Genomic DNA, 23,379 nt, shown 5'->3' on the forward strand with positions numbered 1-23,379 from the left:
CCCGTGTTCATATCGGCCGGTTGATCGGAAACTTTAGATAAAGAAGATCGGCAATGTAAAGCCCCGCGGGGCTGTCCGATCACTCGGATCGGACAGCCCCGCGGGAAGTGACTATCCCGATGTGGGATCCCGGCCCCAGGAAGCCTCGAGGCCGGCTCTCGCGACGGCAGCCGCGGCGCGCAGCTCACGCCACTCGCCTGCCGTCGTGAGGGCCTCCTCGTTCCAGAGGGAATCGGGTCCGTCGTCGAGACGGTCCGCTTTCTCCTCGACTTCTCGGAGCAGCAGCAGATCTCTCTGCTCAAGCGTGGCGTCAGCCGCCCGGGCGCGAGCGACGTGCACCAGATCGTCGAATTGGAGCAGCAACTCGTCCGAACCCACACCCGACTCGCGCAGGTAGGCCAACTGTTCGCCGGCCGGCGCGCTGAGCAGGCCCAGCACCGTCAAGGTCCACCGTTGGAATGCTTCCTGGCCCTGGTCGCCCGTCACCGGATGATTCCTCCCTTGTCGCCCTCGGTGCCGATGACCCGCCAGTACGGGTGAGGCCCGTGGTGCCCGCCACCGGGATGCCACCTGAGCATCCGCCCGGTCCGGCCTCCGCGCTCGGTGTACTCGCGAATCACCCAGCCCTCGCCCTTGCTGTTCCCCCGCCCGAGGCCTTCTTCCTTCCACCCCTTCCGGCCCGCGAAGAACGGGCGGATCTGGTCCGGTGTGACGCCACCGCGAAGGAGAGAAGGCATGTCCCAGATGTCTTCCGCATCACGGATGCCAGGATGCCGGCCCGACTGTTCACTGAGCTGCTTGCGCAGACGGTCGCCGCTGGCGGAGCTTCCCGGGTTGTCGCTCTCGGGGCAATTGTGGACCAACACCGGCATGTCGCCGGCGAGAACGTAATAGGTGTGGAGGCCGGCGACGGAGAGGTTGTAGGCCGCGGCCTGCCGGCGTGCCGAGTGGTCGAAGAAGTCGACCCGCACGGCCCCCGAGGGAGTGCGGATCTCGTCTCCGGGATCCAGATCCTTTGCGTCCTGCCAGCTGCGATCCGTCTCGTTCCAGAACGGGTGGTCCTCCGTCGTGACGACGGACTCTCCGGCGACCACCAGCACGAAAAGCTCGTCCTGGTGGACCCAGACCGCCTCGATCTTGCGCCCGCCCTGCACCCCGATGTGCGGATCGGTGGCGAGCACCTCGTCGCCGGGCTTCAACTCGGCGAATCGTTTGGTACTGCCGTCGGCGAGCAGCACCTCGGTGTCGCCGCTGAAGCTGCTGTAGCAGGTGTCCTTGCGGTGCTTGGCCCGCATCTGGGAGTGGGCCGATTTGACACGGTAGCCGGCCGCGCCGGTACCCACGTCGCGATATCCGCAGATGCCGACGTCGAGACACATCGACAACATCCGGTCGAACTGGGTGTCCCAGATGTAGTCCTCGCTGCACTCGACGTACTTCCACGCACAGGCGTTGAAGATCATGTCGATGGTGTCGTACTCGCAGACCTCGAAACAGGTCGTCAGCGGGTGGTCGCCGCGCGCCCGATCGACACCCGCCGCGAGCGCGTCGATGTTCGGCCCGGCAGCGCGAGGCACCGTTCCGTTGATCGTTTTCCGGCCGTGGTGGTCGGTGCTGACGGTCGTGCCGTTGGGCAACGAGTAGGTGGTCCCGGCGCCGTTGTAGACGTTGCCGTGATTCTTCTTCCCTGCGGGCGGGCGGCCGGCGTACTTACCGGGGTCGAGGATGGCGCCGGTCTCGGGGTTGAAGCGCACGCCGTTGCCGGAGCCGTCCCCGGTGTCACCGGCCAGACCGCTCGGATCGCTCATCGTGACCGGAGTGTTGTTGGAGTAGGCGTAGGCGTTCCACTGCTGCGGGTTCGTCAGTTCCTGCACCGGGTCGACCGATATGAACTTGCCGATGCCCGGGTCGTACTCGCGGGCGCCCAGGTGGGTGAGCCCCGTGCCGTCGACGACACCGCCGACGAAGCCGCGGTTGTTGGGCCAGGCGCCGGCCACCGTGCCGCGCGGCGTTCCGTAGGGGGTCTGACGTCGGATCGTCGACGCCTGGTCCGCGGCCGTGATCGCGACCGCGGCGGTGCCCTGGTGATCCGGCGACAGCCAGGTAAGACCCGCATGCGTACGGGAACCGATAGTGCCGGTGGCGAAGGAGTAGTACCGGGTGCACGAGGTGGTTCCGGTGTCCTTGCTGTGCCGGATCTCCTGACCCGGCAGGTGAAGTGTGCTGCCCTTCGAGTCCCTCTGAACGAGCCGGTTACCGTCGGCGTCGTAGAGATAGCCGGTCCGGCCGGTGCTGTCGGCGGCCGACTCCAGGTGCCCCTCGGCGTCCCAGGTGTACGTCTGGGTCCCGGCCGAGGTGGTAGGTCTGGTCAGCATGTTGCCGGAAGCGTCGTAGGTGAACCCGCCGGTCCGGGCCCCGGACAGGCCGATGACCGCGTGCGGGCGCACGCTGGTCGAGCCGGAAGCCGGATAGGTGTAGTCGGTGACGCTGTCACCGGAGGCCTGATGCACGACCTCCTTCTTCCGGTTGCCGATCCGGTCGAGTTCCCAGCTGTGCCAATACGGCGCCGGGCCGCCCAGCCGGGGTACGGACGGCGCTGCCGTGCAGTCGCCGTTCCCCGGCGTCCAGGCCTGGGTCAGCCGGCGCAGATGGTCGTACCCGAAGCACTGCGTGTCATCGGCTTCGGGCGCCGTATCGACGACGCCGGTGATGTTGCCGGCCGCGTCGTACCGGTACGTGGTGTCGGTCTGGATGTAGGGCGCGACCACGTCCCGGTCGGTGCGGATGCCGACGAGGCGGCCGGTGTCGAGCTCGCGGGTGTACTTCGTGTAGACCCGGTTGCCCTCCCCGGTGCCGGTGCCGGTGCGCAGCTCGACCTGATCCAGCTCGCCCAGCGCGTTGTAGTCCGTTCCGACGACATAGGGCTGGTTCACGCTGCCGTAGAGGCTGCTGACGGTGGTCGGCTGACCGAGCGCGTCGTAGCCGTAGGTGAGCGTCTCGGGGTGCAGATCGACATTGGTGCCCGGGACGCTCGTCGACTTCACCGAGCCGTCGAGGTTGTAGGTGTTGTTGTAGTTGTACGTCCCGGCCAGCCCGGTCTCGCTGTCCGGGATGACGATCTGCGTGTTACCCGGTAGATAGTCGTCGGTGTAATCCAGCACCCGCATCTGATAGGCCGCCGACCCGTAGAACCGGGTCGACTGCGACAGCTGTCCGAGCGCGACCGTGTCGTAGATCCACTGGGCGCGCATGACGCCGTTGACCTGGTCGTCGTAGGCGGCGCGCTTGCGGCCGAGATCGTCGTACAGGTAAGCGATCTTCTTGTTGCGGGCGTCGGTCGCGGTGAGGATCCGGCTGGCGTTGTCGTACGTGTACTTCGTCTCGCCCCGGTCCGGGTCGTCCACCGTCACCTGGCGCCCCCGGACGTCGTAGGCGTACGTCCACTCGTTGCCCAGTGTGTCGGCGACCTTGGTCTGGTAGCCCCGGCGGTCGTATGTGTACCGGGTCGCGTCCCAGCTGAGTGCGGTGTGCGGCGTCGCCGCCGCGCCGTGATACTGCCGCAGCTCGACCACGCGGCCGCGTGAGTCAAGAACCGTGGAAGCCGCGGTGCCGCCGGCCGGTGGGGTGACGTCGGTGCGGTCGCCGGTGTACGCGGTCGTGCTGCGCCAGCGCTCGAAGCCGTACGGCTGGAAGATCTCAGCGATGGACCGGCCGGCCCCGTCGTACACGGTCCTGGTCTGCTTCGGCACGAACGCGCGGTCCGTGGTGGCCAGCAGCGTGCCGCCGGGGTTGCCGGTGGTGTGGTAAGCGCCGAACGTCAGGCGTGCGCGCCCGGCGCTGTCGTAGAACGCCTCGGTGATGATTCGGCCCCCGGACGGCGACGGCGACTGCGTCTGCCGCTGCCGCAGCAGGCCGTCGTAGAGGGCGTACGTCGTGATGTAGTCGCCCTTGTGGTTGAGCGCCGAGGAAGCGACCACCGACGGCGCGCCCGCGTTGATGTCGTAGCTGTGCTTGATGCTGGCGGTGTCGGTGCCCTTGGTGCGGCCGGGCTTCCACACCGCGGTCAGCCGGCCCAGCGGGTCGAACTCGCTGTCCACCCGCTTGCCGTTCGGGTCGACGGCCCCGGTCGTGGTTCCCCAGGCGGGCTCGATCGTGGTCCGGCTCTCGTGCAGGAGGGGGTTCTTGGTCGTCGTCGCGGTCACCGGTCCGTCGGTGGCCGGGGTGAATGCGATCGTGGTCCTGGAGTCCATCGCGTCGGACGTCGAGACCGCCCGGCCGTGCACGTCGTAGGTGGTGCGGCCGGCGAGCGCGAAAGTCGGCGCGCCGTTGTTCCAGGCCGCCATGGTTTGCGTCTGGGTGGCCAGGCCACGGGTGGGCACCGCCTCGAACGGGCGGCCGTCGTAGAGCGTGCGGTTCTCCCCGCGGACCTTGTCCTCGGTCAGCGTGCCGCTGGTCTGTGCGCACTGCACCGCATAGGACTGGGTGCGGTGGATCCGGTTCATCACCCACGCCGTCGTGTTGCGCGGGGTGTAATCGGTCTTGAGGCACTGCTCGTCACCGGCGACGCCGTCCTCACCGAGGTCGTCGACCTGGACGGCCATACCGTACTCGTCGTAGCTGGTGACCGTCTTGGTCACCAGGTCGGCGCGGCCGCCGTCACGGGTGACGTGGTTGACGGTGGTGCCGACGCCGACGAACCGGGCGGTGACGGTGTCGCCGTTGAGGGTGCGGGTCGCGGTGGGCGCCGAGGCCCACGGCGTCGACAGGCTGCGGGCGACGACCGCGCCGCCGGGACCGTTGAAGGTGGTCGTCTCGCGGGTCTGGCCGGCGAACCAGTCCTGGTCGGCGATGCCGTCCACGTCGACCGACTTCGTGCCGCCGTCGGCGTTCAGCCGGTCGCCGTGCATGCCCCGGAAGTACCGGGTCTCGGTGTAGGTCTGCTCCCCCGCGTCCCCCACCGTCACGCCCACGCGGCCGTAGCCGCGGAAGTCCGACCACGTCTTGAACTTCTTCTTGGTCAGCCCGTCGTCGTCCGCGTAGTGCCAGGCCGCACCGTCGTGATAGTCGTACTTGTGGACCACCCGCGGACTGCCCATCGGCGGCGCCCCACCGGTGTTGTCGTTCTCGTAGATGGTGGTGACGACGTACTTGTTGAACCAGTCGGTGACCGGCTCCTCATACCCGTCCGGGATCCATCTCACCGGGTAACAGCGGGTGGTGTTCGACGCCGGCGCGGGTTTCGTGCCGCCGGCGGTGCAGTCCTGCGAGGAGTAGACGACGCTGATCGACCCGCCGTACTCGGTGCGGATCCGGGAGATGCGCATCCAGTTCATGGCGAGGGCGAAGTCGCCGGTGCGGTCCACCCGGTTCGGCATCTGGATCGGCGTGAACTCGACGTCCGGCAGGGTCGCGGTGCCGCCGACCAGCCCGGCGTGCGAGATCTTGGAGAGCCAGAGGCCCGCGCGGGTGGCGTCGCCCGGGTCCGGGAACGTGTGGGTGAACGACCAGCGTTCGATGGTGCGATAGCCGCTGCCGGAGCGGAGTTGGGTGGTGACCGAAGCGAGCCGCTTCGTGGTCCAGAACGTCGGGGAGAACTTGTCCTTGCACTCGTCGCCGGTGCAGGACTCGTCCCACGGCACGTCCGGCCAGCGGGTCGCGTTGTGGGTGGCGCACTCGTCCAGGCAGCGGTCCGCGACCGCGAAGTCGACACGCATCGGGGCGGACGTGTCGTGCACCGAGTCGACGCCGTCGACGCGCCGGGTGCCGTAGTCGATCCGGTCCAGCCACGACTCCCGGTCGTAGGCGGCGGCGTCGTCGGCCTTGAGGTTGCGGCCGTACTTGTTCGTCTCCTGGACGTACCAGTACGACATCGAGTTGCCGGACAGGTCGACGACGTAGTCGAGGTTCCACCGCCACGCCTGGGCGCAGTCCGAGTCGGCGAAGGCGGTGGCGTGGCACGGCTCGTTCGGGTCGTTGCCGAACACCGGCGCGGTGAGCGCCGCGTTGGTGACCGCCTTGCCGGCGCTCCAGCCGGGCAGCCGGTTCAGGCCGAACCAGTACTGCACGCCCTCGGTGGTGGTGACCACCCAGTGCTCACCGTCGTTGTCGCCGTTGGTGGCACCGGTCTTGCGCTCGATCCGGGTGCCGTCGTCGCCGCGCAGGTGCCAGCGCTTCTCGGTGGCGTTGTAGAGCAGTTCACCCGAGTGCCCGGACAGCGACAGCGTCGCGTTGTCGGTCTCCCAGCACAGGTCACCGGTCTTCTTGTCGTTGTTGGCGCTGCCGTTCATGTCCTGCTGGCAGGAGATGTAGCGGCGTTCGATGAAACCGCCGCCGGACGATTCGAAGCCCTCGCCGGCCCAGGACGGCTGGTTGTTGGAGGCGGCGTGGCGGCCGTCCACCGACTGGGAGGAGTAGTTCAGGCCGAGGCTCGGCGCCGGGCCGCCCAGCGCGGGCGGGACCCGCATCGGGTACGACCAGGTGAACGCGCCGGTGTTGCCGCCACCGGACCAGGTCGACGACGGGCTCAAGGTGCTGGCCGCGTAGTCGCCGGCCGGTCCGGAGGCCGCCGCGGTGGCCGCCACCAGCGTCGAGGCGCCGGTGAGGGACACCTCCGCCGAGACGGTCCGGGCGGTCAGGTCGTTGTCGGACTTCAGCGGGGTGGCGGCGCAGTCCTGCTCGGCGGGCGTGGTCAGCGCGCACGCGGGCAGCGTGACCAGGCGCAGCCGCGAGGACCAGTCGGCGCCGTAGGCCGTGGCGAAGGACTTGTAGTCAACGGTGACCTTGGACCTGCCGGCGGTTCGCACCCCGTCGGCGCGGCCGAGGCGCATCAGCAGGCCCCGGACGCCGGCCCGCTCGGTGGCGCCGCGGTCCAGCACCTCGGCGGAGACCCGGGACGGGGCCGCCTGCCGGGCTACGGCGGCCGGCTGCTCGACGCGTACCGGAAAATCGGTTCCGGCGGCCGCCGGCACCGCCAGCGTCTTGCCGGCGGGTGCCGGCCAGACCGGCGCCGGCAATGCCGAAGCGGCCGGTGGCTGAGGGGCCGGCGGTTCGGGGGTGATCTTCGCGGCCCGCACCGGGACCTCGGGCACCGGCGTGGCGGACTGCGGGGAGTACGGCTTCGGCGCGGCGGCCGAGGCGGCGGGGGCGTGTCCGAGACCGGCCAGCAGGGTCACTGCCAGGCCGGCCGCGACCACAGCGGTACGCCGTCTGAAGAGGGATTGCACTCAACGCTCCGGAGGCAGAGGTCGGACAAGGGCGACCGAGCGTCCGGCGGGCCAGGACGAACCGGGCCCGCCGGACGCGACAAGGAGGGATCAGGCGGTCGGGACGGGGTCGAACCTCAGGCCGACGCCGGGCCGCAGCACGGTGAGGCGGTCGGAGTAGAGCAGGATCGACAGTCCGTCCTTGTTCTGCAGGCCGATCGTCGACGACCCGCCGCTGCGAACGAACGTCGCGTCGGTGGACGGATAGACGTAGCTGAACCCGCCCGCCTCGTCGAGGATCGCCTGGAAGCTGACCCTGGTGTTCGGGTCACCGTGGTGCCGCACGTTGTACCACTCGATCACGTACTGCCGGTTCGGCGCCGTGCCCCGGACAGCGGCCCGGACGCCGGCCTGCGCGTCCGCCTCCCAGTTGCTGCGGTTGGCGTAGAGGTAGGCGTTGGCGAACTCGATGCTGCCCTCGGTGCCCACCCGCAACGCGGTGTGCGACTGGCCGTACAGCTGCACCGGGAACGGCAGGGTCACGTCGTGCCAGGTGTTCCACCCGGTGCCCAGCTGGGCGCCCGCGCCGAGCGGCTGGTACGCGATCTCGCTCTCCGTGATGGTGAAGCCGGTGCCCTGCGGGGTGGCGTTCTCCACGAAGTCCACCTGCACCGGGTCGGCGCCGACCAGCGCCGTGCGCACCGCGGATCCGGCGCACTCCCCGGAGCCGATGGTGACCAGCACCGTCTGGGTCTTGGCGGGAACGTCGCCGAGGAAGTACGCGCCGTCCGACCAGGTCTGGGTGGACTGCCCGGCGACGCTGACCACCGCGCCGTCCACCGGGGTGCCCTCACAGGTGATCGTCCCGTTGATCGCGCCGGTCTCGGCGGCCTTCGGCGCGAACTGCACGCCCAGGCCGTTGTAGAGCAGGTCGGCGCTGTAGAGGTACTGGAAGGCGACCGTGCCGCTCGGGTCCTCGATGCCCACGGTGGCCTCGGCGCCGCGTTCGATCGGGTTGTCGTCCATCCCGTCGTACGCGAACGCGATCCCGCCGTTCTCGTCGAAGACGACCTCGAACGAGACCCGGACGCCGTCGTTGCCGTACCAGGCGACGTTGCGCCACTCCACGATCCACTGCCGGTTCGGCGCACTGCCGACGGTCTTGGTGGCGATCGCCGCGGAGCCGTCGACCGTCCAGTCGCCCCAGAAGGGATAGACGGCGGCGTTGGGCGTGCCGTCCACGGCGCCTGACGGGATCGGGGTGCGGTCGGCGTCGTCGGCGCCCTCCGGCCCCAGCGTCAGGAAACCGTTGGTGCTGATCCACGGCTTCGTGGTGCTCTCCCCGTACAGCTTGATCGGGAACGGCGCGGTGGCCTGGATCTTCTCGTCGTCACCGCTGACGTTGAGCACCGTGTCGCCGGCCACGAACGGCTTCTGCGTGTTCGTGCAGTTGTAGAACGGGTCGGCGTCGTGGCTCAGCGACAGGTCCACCTTCGCGTCGCCCCGGGTCTTGTGCAGCTCGGCGGTGGCGTACTGCCCGAGGCAGCGGTTGTCACCGGCCTGCGAGGCCAGCAGCAGGTACGCCCCCGGCGGCACGCTGGTGAACTGGTAACTGCCGTCCGCCCCGGTGGTGGCCGTCAGCCCGCTCGGGTTGAGCGTGATGGTGGCCCCGGCGATCGGCGCGGTGGTGACCGCCTCGGTGAGGATGCCGCTGATGCCGGCCGGCCCGGTCGGGGTGTAGATGATCGAGCTGTTCGGGGTGAGGGCCGGCTGCCACTCCGAGTAGTACTCCGACACCCGGAACGACATGGCCACCATGCCGACGTTCGAGGTGCTGCCCTTCTGCACGTCGGTGCTCATCGCGCCGTAGTGGTAACCGACCTGCCCGTTCTCGTGCAGCACCAGCTGGAACGTGCTCCGGTCCTCGCTGCCCAGGTAACGCACGTTGCGCCACTCGATCACGTACTGCCGGTTCGGCGCGGTGCCGCGGGTCTGCGTCCACATGGTCGCCGCGTCGTCGACCACCAGGTCGCTCCACATCGGCGTCAGGTACCCGCCACCGATGCCCGCCCAGCCGTTGGTGGAGACGCTGGCGGTGTTGCCGGCGCGACCGTAGAACTGCATGTGGAACGGCAGGTAGACGTCGGCCTCCACGTCGTCACCGGAGAGCCACAGCCGGTCGGTGGCCGGCGTGTAGCCGCTGGCGCCGACCGCACACGCGTATCCCATCGCCCCGTAGTCCGGGCCCAGCTGCAGGTTCTGGGTGAGGTCGGTGACCAGGTCGATCTGCGACTCGGCCCGGGTGCCGCACCGTGCGCCCTGCTGGCTGATGATCGTGTAGGTGTCGGCCACCACCCCGAAGAACGCATAGGTGCCGTCGGCCGCCGTCGTGGTGCTCAGCCCGCTCGGGTCGAGCGTGACGATGGCGCCGGACACCGCGCCCCCGGCCGAGTTGGTCAGCTTGCCGGTGAGGTTGTGCACCTCCAGCTCGCCGGCCTCGCTCGGCCGGCTGAAGACGATCGACTTGCCGTTGACCAGCACCGGGTCACCCGACGAATAGGCGAAGCCGTCGTCACCGGTCGGCGCCTCGATCCCGACCAGGGCGTGGTCACCCTGCTCAGCGGCGTTGTCCATCCCGCTGTAGTTGGTCGTCACCGTGCCGTCGGCACCGAGCGTGGCCGAGAAGCTGAGCCGCTGCGCGGTGTTGCCCTTGCGGTGCACGTTGCGCCATTCGACCAGCACCTGCTGGGCCCCGGCCGTGGTGCGCACGCTGGCGCTGCCGTCGACCACCAGGTCGTCCCAGAACGGGGCGACCACCGCGTTGGGCTCGGCCGCCGCGATCAGGCCGCCGGTGCCGGTGTACGGGAACGACCGGCCCGGGTCGGTGAAGGAGAGCAGGCCGTTGGTGTCGATCCAGACGGTCCGGTGGTTACCGCCGTAGTACGGGAAGGCGAACGGCAGCGGCAGTGCGGTGATCGCGTCGTCGCCGGTCAGCGGCAGCACCGTGGTGCCGGTCGCGAACGCGGCGGACCGCTCGGCGCAGGTGTGCCCCAGCTGGTCGGCCTTGCGGTACAGGTACAGCTCCAGCTCGAGCCCCTGCCCGTCGACCTCCTTGGGCTGGCTGCCGGCCATGCCGCAGCGTCCGTTGGCCGACGCGGTGACCGTGTAGGTGTTGCGCGGGATGTCGGCGAAGTTGTACGCGCCGTCCGCGTCGGTCGTCGCCGTGTACCCGCCGGGTTGGAGCGTGACCGTGGCCCCGGCGAAGGGCTGCCAGTTCGACGTGTCCACCACCGAGCCGGACAGGCTGCCGCCCGGCTTGACGGTGAAGGTGAGCTGCGTCGGCGGGCCGACCCGGATCGTGTCGTCGGCGGCCGCGAAGAACGGGCGTTCGCCGGTGATGGCACCGACCGCGATCGGGATGGTCACCGAGCCACCGGCGGCGACGGCGATCGAGCTGCCCAGCCCGGCGCCGTCGATGCTGTATTTGAACCGGGTCACGTTGGTGTCGCCGGCCGCGTCGAGCTTGACCGACAGCGTGCCGCCGGCCGACGGCTCGTCGCCGCTCGGGAAGGTGATGATCGGCTGCAGCGGCTCGGCGAGCACACCGATCTTGGCCGCGGTCTCCACGAAGCTGTAGACCCGGACGTCGTCGACCTGCCCGTTGAGGAAGCCGTCGTCGGCGCCGGCCCACTTGCGCTTGCCGATGGTGACCGGGCCGGTGGCGTGGAACCCGCCGGTCAGCGTCGCGGTCGCGGTCTGCGCCACCCCGTTGACGTACAGGGTGAGCTTCTTGGTGCCGGCGTCGTAGGTGGCCGCCAGGTGCGTCCACTTGTTCGCGGCCGGCGCCGCGTTCGACAGCACCGACGGGAGCGCCGGGCTGTCGACGTCCGAGCCGGCCATGGTGAACCGCCACCGGTTGTCCGGGCCCGAGTACCCCAGCGTGTAGGCCGAGGTCCGGCTGCCGCCGGCGGCGACCGCCACCCGCTGCCCGGTGACGCTCGTGGTGGAGGTCAGCTTGACCCGGGCGGCGACGGTGAAGCTGCTGTCGGTGCGCACCGTGGTGGCCGCGCCGGTGTCCGGGTGGGGATAGGTGAGCGGCCCCGCGGTGGCCGCCGACCCGGAGACGCCGTTCAGCGACAGGGCGCTGCCGACGTTGCCGCGCCCGGCGACGCGGGTGATGCTGCTGCCGAGGGTGGCGGTGTTGCCGTGCTCGCTGACGTCGGTCGCGTTCCCGGACGCCTCGTCGAACGTCCATTCCGCGGCCGGGCCGGTGCCGGCCCGCACGTGGAACGAATAGGTGGCCGGCAACGCGGAGAACCGGCCGGCCCGGTCCTTGGTCCAGACCCGCAGCGTGTTGATGCCGTCCTTGGCCGGCTTCACCGGGATCCTCGCGCCGAAGTTGGTCTCCTTCGGGTGCGGCTTGGCGTCCAGCTGCACACCCGAGTTCAGGGTCCAGGCGTACCCGGTCACGTCCTCCTTGCGGGTGGACGGCGGGGCCACCGTGAACAGGCCCTCGATGCCGACGCCGCCGCTCGGGGTGGTCGTCGGGTAGCTGGTCGACGTGATCGCGCCCGGGTTCGGCGGCGGTGTCTTGTCGACGATGAACTCACAGGTGCCGGACCAGGTCTCGGCCGACCCGTCGGAGGTCTTGGCCTGCCAGGCATAGGTGGCGCCGTCGGTCAGCCGGCCGTTGGGCACGGTCCCGGTGACGGTGGCCTTGTTGCCGTTGGTCTGCTGCACCCGGTTGGTCTCACTGCGCCCGGTGCCCTTGACCCACCAGTAGAAATAGGTGGTCAGGCTGGACGGCGCGTCCGGGTCCTGCTGATAGCCGGTCAGCTTCACGTCGGTGGTCCACAGCACGTACGGCAGGTTCGTGCCGGTGACGCAGGCCTTGCCGTCCGACTTGCGGCTGGACAGGGCGGCCGGGGCCTGGTTGTAGGTCACCGAGAGCTTGGCGGTGGAGTGCTTGAACCGCTTCCACTGGTTCAGCGTGCTCTCGTTGATCGCCTTCAGGCCCAGAGTCACGGTGGCGTTCCCCGGGGTGACCATGTTCGTCACGTTGAACTCGAGGTTGCCCGGCCCCTTGCAGCCGTGCACCGCACCGTACTTGCGGTTGCCGTTGACCTGCGCGGTGTACGAGTTGTTCCAGGTCGGCTGGTTCTTCCAGGTGGTCGACGACGAGATGCCGCCGGTCTTCCACACCTTGGCGTTGCTGGCCGGGCTGCACGTCCAGGACCAGCGCTGCTCGATGGAGAACTGGGCCTTGGAGACCTTGCCCTTGACCTTGCTGGTGTCCATCCGGAAGAACGACCGGATGATGTGGTCCGAGCAGCCGTTGCAGTCCTCGGTGCGCCCGACGCCGGCCGAGCCGAAGGTGCCGCCGTCGGTCAGCGCGGAGGTGTTCTGCCAGAACGACTTGGTCGGGTACTTGCTCCACACCGAGGTCCAGGCGTTGCCGGAGATGGAGCCGGTGACCGAGGGATCGATGTACACCGGGTATTCGGTACGGGGGTCGGTGAGCAGCTTCTTGTCCGGGATGACCGTGACGGCGTCCGCGGAGACCTTGAGCGGCATCACCGAGCGGGTGGTCCGGTCGGCCTTGGCCGACTTGTCCGGCTTGACCAGGTCCTTCTCCACGGCCTCGGTGGAATCCCACATCACCGGCGCGGGAGCGGAGAACACCTCCACACCGCTTTCGTCCTGTGCCCGCAGCCCGCCCGCCGCGGTCGCCGCGACCTTGACGCCCTTGCCGGCCAGGCCGAACTTCAGCGACCGCAACTTCGGGTTGGCCGCGGCCGCGCGGTTGTGCACGACCAGTACCTCGGAGAACCCGGTCGCCGACGCGGTCACCCGCAGGTCCACGTCCGGCAGCACGTCGCGGTAGACCGCGGTGTCACCCTTGAGGTCCGGCTTCGGCAGCTTCGACGGCCAGCGCAGCGACACCTCCTTCGACCCGCTGCCGAGGCGGCCGAGCAGGGTGTCGCCGCCGCCGGAGAAGGTGATCGGCAGGACCGCGGCCCGGGGTGAGACGCCGGCCGCGGTGCGCTTCAGCGTCGTGTCGACCGGCGTCCAGCCCTTGCCGGCCCGCACCCGCTGCGGCTCCACCGCCTGCTCGAGGGTGCTGGTGCCGTCCGCGTTCACGAAGACCTGCGCGTATTCCGTGCGCTCGGCGAGGTTCTCCACCGGCGACCCGCAGATCTCGGCCATCCGCTTGGCCGCGGCGACGTCGGCCTGCTCCCGCACGCACGCCGGAGCCGGAGCCGCCGCGGCAGGTGGCGCCGCGCCCACTGTGGACAACCCCGACGCGGCTAGGACAACGGCTACCGCAGCCGCCACACGCTGGTAAAACGGCATGACGGCAGCAGCCATCATCGCTCCCCCGTTAGTCACGATGTCAATTGATCGTGGACTTTAGATAGGCAAGATCATGGATGTAAAGGAGCGTTCCCGTCGTCTGCCCCGCGCGGAGCCCGATCCGGGCGCTGATGATCGAAGTAACAATTCGGGCACCGCCCTGTCGCGAACGTCTCCTTCCCCGGACCCGGGAAAACCCGAGCGGATGTGATGGCATGGAATGGCGATGAAGCACCAAGGAGGCCGCATGCAATCGCGTACCGATCTCGTCGAGGACCTGATGGCCCGGTTCCCGCACGTGCCACGCGAAGCCGTGATCAAGGAAGACCTGCTCCGCGGCGGCCTGGCCTTCGACGATTCGGCGCTCACCGACAACGAGAACGGTGACGTCAAGCCGAAGTCGTACTTCATCTTCTCGTTCGACCACCGCACCCTGCCCGAGCTGGGCGAGGCCGCGCTGCGCCGGCCGCCGGAGGAGATCGTGCTCACCGGCGGGCCGTACGACCTGCGCCGCACCGTGGTGTCGGTCCGGATCAACCCGGCCTCGCCGTACCGGGTGAAGCCGGATGCCGACGGCCGTCTCATGCTGCACCTCGACGACCGGCCGATCGCCGACGTCGGCCTGCCGCCGATGCCCGACTACTACCGGCACACACTCACCAACGGCAAGCAGGTGATGGAGGTGGCCCCGACGATCCAGTGGGGTTACCTCGTCTATCTGACCGTGTTCCGTGTCTGTCAGTACTTCGGCGCCAAGGAGGAGTGCCAGTACTGCGACATCAACCACAACTGGCGCCAGCACAAGGCCGCCGGCCGGCCGTACACCGGGGTCAAGCCGGTCGACGAGGTCCTCGAAGCACTCGCGATCATCGACAAGCACGACACCCTGCGCACGTCGACGGCTTACACCCTCACCGGCGGCAGCGTGACCTCGCAGGTGGGCGGCAAGGCCGAGGCGGACTTCTACGGCCAGTACGCGCAGGCCATCGAGGAGCGCTTCCCGGGCCGCTGGATCGGCAAGGTGGTCGCGCAGGCGCTGCCCCGGGCCGACGTGCAGCGGTTCAAGGACTACGGGATCCAGATCTACCACCCGAACTACGAGGTCTGGGACAAACGCCTCTTCGAGCTGTACTGCCCGGGCAAGGAGCGTTACGTCGGCCGCGAACAGTGGCACCGCCGCATCCTCGACTCCGCCGAGGTCTTCGGCCCGCGCAACGTGATCCCCAACTTCGTCGCCGGCATCGAGATGGCCGAGCCGTTCGGCTTCACCACGGTCGACGAGGCCATCGCCTCCACCGCCGAGGGCCTGCACTACTTCATGTCCCGCGGCATCACCCCGCGCTTCACGACCTGGTGCCCGGAACCCACCACGCCGCTCGGCAAGACCAACCCGAACGGCGCACCCCTGGAGTACCACATCCGGCTCCTGGAGACCTACCGCGCGACCATGGACGAGTACGGCCTCGCCAGCCCGCCCGGTTACGGCCCGGCGGGCCCCGGCAAGGCCGTCTTCTCGGTCAGCAGCTTCATGGACAGCCTCCAGACCGACAGCTAGACCACCAGTGTGTGAAGTTGCGGCTCGTATGCGGGCCCAACTTCACACACTGCCTTTTTTGTACGCCTAAGGTCCGGTCCCGCAGCGTGTGGCGGACGGCCCGGTTGCCACACCGGGCCGTCCCCTGCCGCCGGCTCATGAGAGCCGGTGCGGCCGTCCGGTTCGGCGTTCCCGGTGATTGTCCGAGTGCTGGCGGTGTGGCGGTCCGAACACGCGCGGAAAAGTCAGATCCCGGCGACCCGGGCCGATGGTGGTGCCATGCGAGTGACGGCGTGGCGGTGGTGGGTGGCGGCGGGAGTGCTCGCCACCGCCGGTCACCACCTGCTGCCCGTGGAGGGCCTCGCCGCCAACCTCGTCTACAACTCCGTCGGTCTGCTGTCCGCGGCGCTGATCCTCGTCGGGGTCCGGCTGCACCGGCCCCGGCACGCGGCGGTGTGGTATCTGTTCGCCGCCGGGCAGACGAGCGCCGTCGTCGGCGACCTGATCTGGCAGTACTACGCCTACGTGCTGGAGCAGGAGCCGTACCCCTCCATCGCCGACGCCTTCTATCTGCTCTTCTATCCGCTGCTCGGGGCCGGCCTGTGGCTGCTGGCGCGCAGTCGCAAGGACCGCGGCGGGCTCGCCGACGCGGTGATGGTCGGGGTCAGCCTCGGCCTGGCCTTCTGGATCTTCGTGCTGCACCCGATCGCCACCGGCTCGTCGGCCTCGACGCTGGAGCGGATGATCAGCACCGCGTACCCGGCCGGCGACGCGCTGCTGCTGGCCCTGCTCGTCCGGTTGGTGGCCACCCGGTCCGGCACGGCCAGCATCCGCCTCCTCGGTGCGGCCGCGCTGCTGCTCCTGGTCGCGGACACCGGCTTCTCCGTGGTGACGCTCTACGGCGACAGCGCGGGTGACGAGTTCTCGGCGGGGTGGCTGCTGTCCTACGTGCTGTGGGCGGCCGCCGCGCTGCACCCCTCGGTGGCTTCCGAGCCCGCCCCGGCGTCCCCTTCGGCCCAGGCCGGCCGGGTGCAGCTGGGCTTTCTCGTGGTGTGCGCGCTGCTCTCCCCGGCGATGCTGTTCATCCCGATGGCCGGCGACAACCTGCTCGACCGGTTCGCCATCGGGATCGCCTCGGCCGTCCTCATCCTGCTGGTGACCGCCCGGGTGGCCGGCCTGATGCGCGAGGTGCGCGGGCAGTCCGCCGAGCTGCGGCGGATCGCGATGCACGACGACCTCACCGGGTTGCCGAACCGCCGCCGGCTCGATCAGGCCCTCGCCGCGCAGGCCGGCGGGGATCTGCCGCGGGTCGCCTTCCTCGGCCTGAACGGCCTGAAGAACGTCAACGACGAGCTCGGGCGGCCGGTCGGCGACCAGGTCGTCACCGTGCTGGCGCACCGGATCCGGGACGCGGCTCCGGCCGGCGCGCTCGTCGCCCGGCTCGGCGGCGACGAGTTCGCGGTGCTGTGCGGCCACGCCGAGACCGCCGACCAGGTGGTGCACCGGATCGCCGCGGCGCTGACGGCGCCGATCGAGGCCGGCGGGCACCAGCTCCTCGTCGGCGCCAGCATCGGTTTCGCCGAGGCCGCCGATCCGGTGGAGGTGCTGCGCCGCGCCGAGTTGGCGATGCATGCCGCGAAGGACACCGGCGAACCGCACCGGCACTGGTCGCCCGACCTCGACGAGCGGGCCGGCGAGCACGCCCGGCTCGGCGCCGAGATGCGGGCCGCGCTCGGCGCCGGCGAGTTCCAGGTCGTCTACCAGCCGATCGTCCGGATGCCGGAGGCCCGGGTCGCCGCCGTCGAGGCACTGATCCGGTGGCGGCACCCCCGGCGCGGCATGGTCAGCCCGGCCCACTTCATCCCGGTCGCCGAACAGAACGGCCTGATCGTCGAGCTGGGCGCCTGGGTGCTCGCCACCGCCTGCACCCAGATGGCCCGCTGGCGCGCGGAGCTGGGCCCGGACGCGCCCGAGCGGGTCAGCGTCAACGTCTCCGCCCGTCAGCTCGCCCGCCCCGAGTTCCCCGGCGTGGTCGCGGCCGCGCTCACCGCCGCCGGGCTCCCGCCGGGATGCCTCACCGTCGAGGTCACCGAGACCGCGGTCTTCGGCGGCGGCCAGGCCGTGGCCACCCTGCACGAGCTGCGCGCGCTGGGCGTGCGGATCGCGCTGGACGACTTCGGTACCGGGCACTCGTCGCTCGGGTTGCTGCACACCATCCCGGTGGACGTCCTCAAGGTGGACAAGTCGTTCGTCGACCGGGTCACCGAGGCCGGCCGGCACGCGGTGATCGCCAGCGCGCTGATCCAGGTCACCGAGGGACTGGGGCTGGTCGCCGTGGCCGAGGGCGTGGAGACCGCCGAGCAGGCGGAGGCGCTGTGCCGGCTCGGGTACCGGCTGCTCCAGGGCTATCACTTCGGCCGCCCGGTCCCCGAACCCACTTTCGGCGTCAGCGTCCCGGCCTGACCATCTGTGTGTGAAGTTGGGGTGCGATTCGCACCCGAAGTTCACACACGGGTTCAGCGGATGTCGTGTCCGGCCTTTCGCGCCAGGGCGGTCAGGTCCGGCTCGCCGTACTTGGTGCGCAGTTCGGCGAAGCGCGTCACCTTGTCCGCGCCGAACCGGCCGACCCGCACCGCGAACGAGTCGGCCGACCAGAACACCGGCGGGCTGCTCTTGGAGTGGAACTTGTCCGCGTACATCACGAGCTCCTCCTCGGCCGTCTCGGCGACGTAGTCGGCGACCGGCAGGGGCAGACTCTGCCGCACCACGTCCGCGCGGGTGATGCCCACCCCGGTGTGGTGCGAGCAGAACCGGCGCAGCGCCGCGGGCAGCCCGAGCTCGCCGAGCAGCTCGTCGCCGAGCAGGCCGTGCCGGACGTACGCGTCGTCGCCGCCCAGCCGGTAGACGCCGATGTCGTGCAGCAGGCACCCGGCCCGGACCAGCTCCACGTCCACGTCGAGACCGTTGGCGTCGATCAGCTGCCCGGCGATCGCGCAGACGATCTCGCAGTGGGTGTGCACCAGCTCGAACGTCGCGGCGTCCGGCGCGGCCTGCTCGTGCCAGGCGCGGATCTGCCGATCGGTCGGGATCTTCATCGGCTCATCAGACCAGTCGGGCCGGCGGCCTCAGATCGGCACCCCCGCCGACGATAGGCGGGCGTGACCATCACGCCTCTGCCCGCCGCGCCGTGCCCGCCCGGCTACACCGTTCTCGGTGAGCTCGGGCGTGGCCGGCAGGGGGTGGTGTACCGCGTCCAACACCGCGGGCAGGAGTACGCGCTCAAGGTCCTCACCACCGACGACGACCCGGCCGCGGTCCGGCGGGAGGCCGCCAGGCTGGCTGTCGCGAACGATCCGGGGCTGCCGGGGGTGCACGAGGCCGGCACGGTGGGCGACCGGCCGTACCTGGTCATGGATCTGTTGCCGGGCCGGCCGCTCGGCGCCGCGCCGCAGTCCCGGGCCGCCGACACCGTGCGGCAGGTGGCGGTGGGCGTCGCGACCGCGCTGCTGGCCGCGCACCGGGCCGGCCTGGTGCACGGGGACCTCAAGCCGGACAACATCCTGCTCGGCGACGACGGCGTCATCCGGCTCATCGACTTCTCCCTCGGCGCGCGGCTGACCGGTGACGACACCGACCGGGTGGCCGGCAGTGCGCTGTACTGCTCGCCGGAGCAGAGCGGCATGCTGCACCGGCCGGTGGACGGGCGGGCCGACCTCTACTCGCTCGGCGCTGTGCTGTTCGAGGTCGCCACGGGTGAGCCGCCGTACGCCGCGGCCGACCTCGCCGGGCTGCTCCGGCAGCACGCCGTCGCCCCGGTGCCCGACCTGCGCCAGGCGGCGCCGCACCTGCCCGCCGACCTGGCCGGCCTGATCGAGCGGCTGCTCGCCAAGGATCCGGACGACCGCCCGCAGGGCGCGTGCGAGCTTCTCGGCGAACTCGGCCACCCGGTCCCGGCCGCCCCGGAGACGCCGCTGGTCGGCCGGGACGGCGAGCTGGCCGCGCTGCGGGCCGGGTGGGACCGGGCCCGCGGCGGCCACGGTGAGCTGATCATGGTGGCCGGCGCCTCCGGCACCGGCAAGACCCGGCTGGTCCGGGAACTGGCCCGTGCGGTCCAGGACGACTGCCCGGTGCTGTACGGCGCCGGTGCGCACGGCACCAGCCAGCCGCTGGCGGCGCTGCGCGCGGCGGTCGACGGGTACCTGCGCGAACTCACCCGGTTGCCGGCGAGCGAGGCAGCCGCCGCGACCGGGGCGGTCCGGGCCGCGGCCGGCGAGACCGCGGGCGTCATCAGCGACCTGTCCGAGAGCCTGGCCGAGATCCTCGGTACGCCGGCCACCGGCGCCGAGGTGGACGAGGAGCGGTACACCGCCGCGGTCGCCGGCTTCCTCCTCGAGCTGGCCCGGCACGCCGGCGGCCTGCTGTTGCACCTCGACGACCTGCAGTGGTTCGACCCGTCGACGATCCGCGTGCTGGAGCAGCTGGCCATCGCCGCCGACCGGGCGCCGCTGCTGGTGGTCCTCACCGGGCGCACCGGTGCCCGGGCCCTGCTGGGCGAGCGGCTGACCACGGTGAACCTGCCGCCGCTCGACGCCGCCGCGGCTGCCGCCCTGGTCACCGCGCTCAACGGCGGGCTGGCTGTCGGTGCCGGGCTGGCCGGCCGGCTGACCGCCCGCAGTCAGGGCAACCCGTTCATCCTCGCCGAGTACGTGCGGGCACTCACCGCCGACGGCCTGGTCACCGTGTACCGGGGCGAGTGGCGGGTGGACGGCGCCGCGCTGGACGACCTCACCCTCCCGCAGAACGTGGCGGACCTGGTCCGCCGCCGGGTCGACGAGCTCGACGCGCGCAGCCGCCACCTGCTCGGTGCCGCGGCGACCGCCGGCTACCGGTTCTCGGCCGGGCTCCTCGCCGAGCTGGGCGAGCTGCCGCACCGGGCGGTCACCGCGCTGCTGGCCGACGCCGCCCGGGGCGGGCTGGTCGAACAGCACGACGACGGGTCGTACGGCTTCCTGCACGAACGGATCCGTCAGGCGCTGGCCGGCCAGTTCGACGACGACAGCCGCCGGCGCCTGCACGACCGCATCGCCGGCCTGCTGAGCCGGCACACCGCGACCGCGCCGGCCGACGTCTACGCGCTCGCGCACCACCGGATGAACGGCACTCCCGGTCACGAGCCGGCGGCCACCGTCGCCGCCTGCCGGGCTGCCGGGACACTCGCCGTGGCCGAGCACGCGCCGGAGACGGCCGTGGCGTTCCTGGAGCACGCCGCGGCGGCCGCCGCCCTGGCCGGCCTCCCGCCGGACGACCACTTCGGCGAGCTGCTGGCGCTGGCCTATCACCGGTGCACCCGCCTGGACGACGCCGCCGCGGTCCTGCGCGCCACGCTTGCGCACACCGGCGACGGGCTGCGGCGTGCCCGGCTGCTCTACCGCCTCACCGAGGTGCACCAGTCGGCCTGGAACACCGAGGAGCAGATCAGCGCCGGTGAGCAGGCGCTGTCCGAACTCGGCCGGCCGCTGCCCCGCGGTGGCGCCGCCCGGATGGTGTCCTCGCTCGGCTATCTGCTGCTGGCCTGCCTGATCTGGGTGACCCGGATCGGCTACCGGGCCCGCGACCCCCGCGCACGGGAGCGGTACCAGCTGCAATGTCTGCTCCACGACAGCCTCGGGGCCGCGTACGTCCGGGAGCTCCAACCGGCCAGGTCGCTGGTCTACGTCGCGCGCGCGCCGTATCTGGCCTGTCGCACCGGCCGGTCGGCAGCCGGGGTGCGGGCGCTGAGTTCGGTGGCGTTGTTCCTGGAGTTCGTCGGACTGTCCGCGGTCGCCGGGCGGTTGTCCGCCCGGGCCGAACGGGACGCGGCGGCCCTCGGCGACCGGCAGCTGATGGCCCGGGTGGCGTGGAGCCGGGCGATCGGCCGGCACGGCGGCGGCGCGGACGACGGCGGCGAGGTCGCCCGGATGCTCGACGAGCACGACCGGTGGCTGGATTTCGGGCTGGCGCTGGACTCGTACGCGGTGCTGTCGTGGGACTGGCTGCTGCGCGGGGACATGACCACCGCCGAGGCGGGAATCGACCGGTCCCGCCGGCGGGCGGTGGCGAGCGGGCAGGGCGGGCGCAGCGCCGTGGTCGCGGCGGACGCGTGCCTGCTCGCGCTGCGCGGCCGGGCCGGTGAGGCGGCGCTGCTGCTGAACACCATCGACGGCGCTGACGTGCCGCCGCACCAATGGGTGGACCTGCTGATCGGGCGGCTGCAGACCGCGGTGGAGCGCGGTGACTCGGGCGACGACTACGAGCGGGCGATGGCGGCGTTCGACGCGCGCGGACTCGGGCACCGGGACCTTCTCCCGGCTCAGTACACGTTCTTCTGTCTTCGCGCGTTCGCCGAGCTGGACCGCTGCCGGGCCGCCACCGACGGGAACCGCGCGGCACGGCTCACCGCGGCCCGGGCTGCCGTCGCCACCCTGGGCCGGGTGGCGAAGCGCCCGGTCCTGCGCGCCTATCACCACGTCGCCGCGGCGGCGCTGTGCGTGCTCGCCGGGACGCCGGAGAAGGCGCTGAACCGCCTGGAGAAGGCGGCCGCCGACCTGCGGGCGGTGGACGCGCCGCTGGTCGAGTTCGAGGCGGCGCGCGTGCGCGCGTACGCGATGCGGGCTCTGGACCTGCCGCACCACGCCCGCCGGCAGGCGGGTTTCGCGCTGTCGCTGGCGCACGCCCAGGGGTGGCCGCACCGGGCCCAGCGGATGATCGCCGAATTCGGCCTGGCCGGCCCGGAGGGCGCGGACGCCCGAGCCGGTGTCGCCGGCCACCGCGACGCGCAGCGCTGGGCCGCGTTGCAGCAGGTCAGCCTCGCCGCGTCCCGGGTCTTGGACCCGGCCCAGCTGGCCCGGATCGCCCTGGACGAGGTGATCCGCATCCTCGGCGCCGAGCGCGCCTTCCTGCTGCTCGAGCCGGACGCCGCCACCGGGCTGGGACGGCACGTCGGCCGGGACGCCGGCGGGCGGGACGTCGCCGAGCTCCGGGGTTACAGCACCAGCGTGGTGGACCAGGTCCGCGCCCAGCGCCGGGCCGTCGTCGTCACCGGCACCGAGGAGGGCGCCGTCGAGCACTCGGACAGCATGATCGAGTATGGCCTGCGCAGCATCGTGGCCGCGCCTATCGTGCTCGACGAGCGGCTGCTCGGCGCGCTCTACCTGGACAGCCGGCTCGCCAAGGGCGTCTTCACCGCCGACGACCTGGAGATCCTGACCGCGGTCACGCACCAGATCGCGATCTCGCTGGAGACGGCCCGGGCGGCGCAGCTGGAGGTCGCCGTGGCCACCGCGCACCATCAGCGGGACCTCGCCGAGATGCTGCGCGACGCGATGGCGGCCTTCGCCGGCTCGCTGGACCCGGAAATCGTCCTCGACCGGCTGACCGCCGCGGCGCGGCGGGCGGGCGCGGCGGAGCACGCCGTCATGGTCACCGCGGCGGACGGTGGGGTGGTGACCGTGCGGCACGGCGACGCCCGTCTGATGATGCCCGGCACGCCGGCCCTCACCGCGCTGCTGGAGTATTCCTCCGCTGTCGCGCCGCCCGAGGCCGTCGAGACGCTTACCCGGGACCTGCCGGTGACCGCCCCGCGCGGCGGCTGGCAGCTGATCCCGCTGACCGTCCGGGACAGCCGGCTCGGTGTGCTGCTCCTGGGCGGCGCCGACCCGCGGGTGGTCGCCGCGCTGGTCGGCCAGGCGATGACCGCCTACGAGAACGCCCGGCTCTTCGCCCAGGTCAACCATCTGGCCACGGTGGACCCGCTGACCGGGGTGGCGAACCGGCGCACCTTCTTCGAGCGGGCCGGGCGGGAGTTCGCCGCGGTGGCCGCCCGGACGGACGGCATCGCGGTGCTGATGCTCGACATCGACCACTTCAAGAAGATCAACGACGGGTACGGCCATCAGGTCGGCGACGAGGTGATCCGCGGTGTGGTCGCCCGCCTGGGGACCGGCCGCCGCCCCGCCGATCTGGTCGCCCGGTACGGCGGCGAGGAGTTCGTGATCCTGCTCCCGGACGACGGCGCCCGGGCCGCGGAGATCGCCGAGCGGATCCGTTGCGAGGTCGCCCAGGCCCCGATCGCCACGTCGGCCGGCCCGGTTCCGGTCACGGTGAGTGTCGGCGCCGCCCACGCCACCGGCCCCGCGGATCTTGACGCCGTGCTCGCCCGCGCCGACGCGTGCCTCTATGAGGCGAAGCGCACCGGCCGCGACCGGGTGGTCGCCGCCGGGATCGGCACCGATCGAAGTGAGCGTTAACAAA

General features: G+C 71.3%; 7 protein-coding genes. 3 read left to right on the plus strand and 4 right to left on the minus strand.

Translation table 11 applies throughout. From position 1 onward, the window contains the following. Positions 1-111 precede the first annotated feature (111 nt). From AC0NH5_RS08440 to AC0NH5_RS08450, 3 genes are all read right to left on the minus strand, one after another. Positions 112-486 carry a hypothetical protein gene (locus AC0NH5_RS08440; protein WP_474401624.1) on the minus strand — a complete coding sequence of 125 codons (375 nt, stop codon included), beginning with the start codon at positions 484-486 and terminating at the stop codon, positions 112-114. Then, a complete protein-coding gene (locus tag AC0NH5_RS08445) occupies positions 483-7,223 on the minus strand; it encodes an RHS repeat-associated core domain-containing protein (protein WP_474401626.1) in 6,741 nt (2,246 codons plus the stop codon). Before AC0NH5_RS08445 ends, AC0NH5_RS08440 begins: the two co-directional genes overlap by 4 nt. Before the next feature lie 90 nt (positions 7,224-7,313). Beyond that, positions 7,314-13,490, minus strand: coding sequence for a carboxypeptidase regulatory-like domain-containing protein (locus tag AC0NH5_RS08450; RefSeq protein WP_474402372.1), 6,177 nt, complete (start codon positions 13,488-13,490; stop codon positions 7,314-7,316). A gap of 313 nt (positions 13,491-13,803) precedes the next feature. Here AC0NH5_RS08450 and AC0NH5_RS08455 point away from each other — a divergent pair, with 313 nt between their 5' ends. After that, positions 13,804-15,111 (plus strand): radical SAM protein, encoded by a 1,308-nt coding sequence (locus tag AC0NH5_RS08455; protein WP_474401628.1) that lies wholly within the window; start codon positions 13,804-13,806, stop codon positions 15,109-15,111. A gap of 258 nt (positions 15,112-15,369) precedes the next feature. Further along, the gene (locus AC0NH5_RS08460) at positions 15,370-17,553 is read left to right on the plus strand and encodes a putative bifunctional diguanylate cyclase/phosphodiesterase (RefSeq protein ID WP_474401630.1); all 2,184 of its coding nucleotides are present in this window, start codon (positions 15,370-15,372) and stop codon (positions 17,551-17,553) included. Between the two features lie 53 nt (positions 17,554-17,606). Here AC0NH5_RS08460 and AC0NH5_RS08465 read toward each other — a convergent pair whose 3' ends face one another. Continuing rightward, the gene (locus tag AC0NH5_RS08465; protein WP_474401632.1) at positions 17,607-18,185 is read right to left on the minus strand and encodes an HD domain-containing protein; all 579 of its coding nucleotides are present in this window, start codon (positions 18,183-18,185) and stop codon (positions 17,607-17,609) included. 63 nt (positions 18,186-18,248) lie between these two features. Between AC0NH5_RS08465 and AC0NH5_RS08470 the strand changes: the two genes are divergently transcribed. Beyond that, on the plus strand, positions 18,249-23,375 hold the full coding sequence (locus AC0NH5_RS08470; RefSeq protein WP_474401634.1) for a diguanylate cyclase: 5,127 nt from the start codon (positions 18,249-18,251) through the stop codon (positions 23,373-23,375). Positions 23,376-23,379 lie beyond the last annotated feature (4 nt).

It is taken from the genome of Actinoplanes sp. 13 (genome assembly GCF_056134165.1).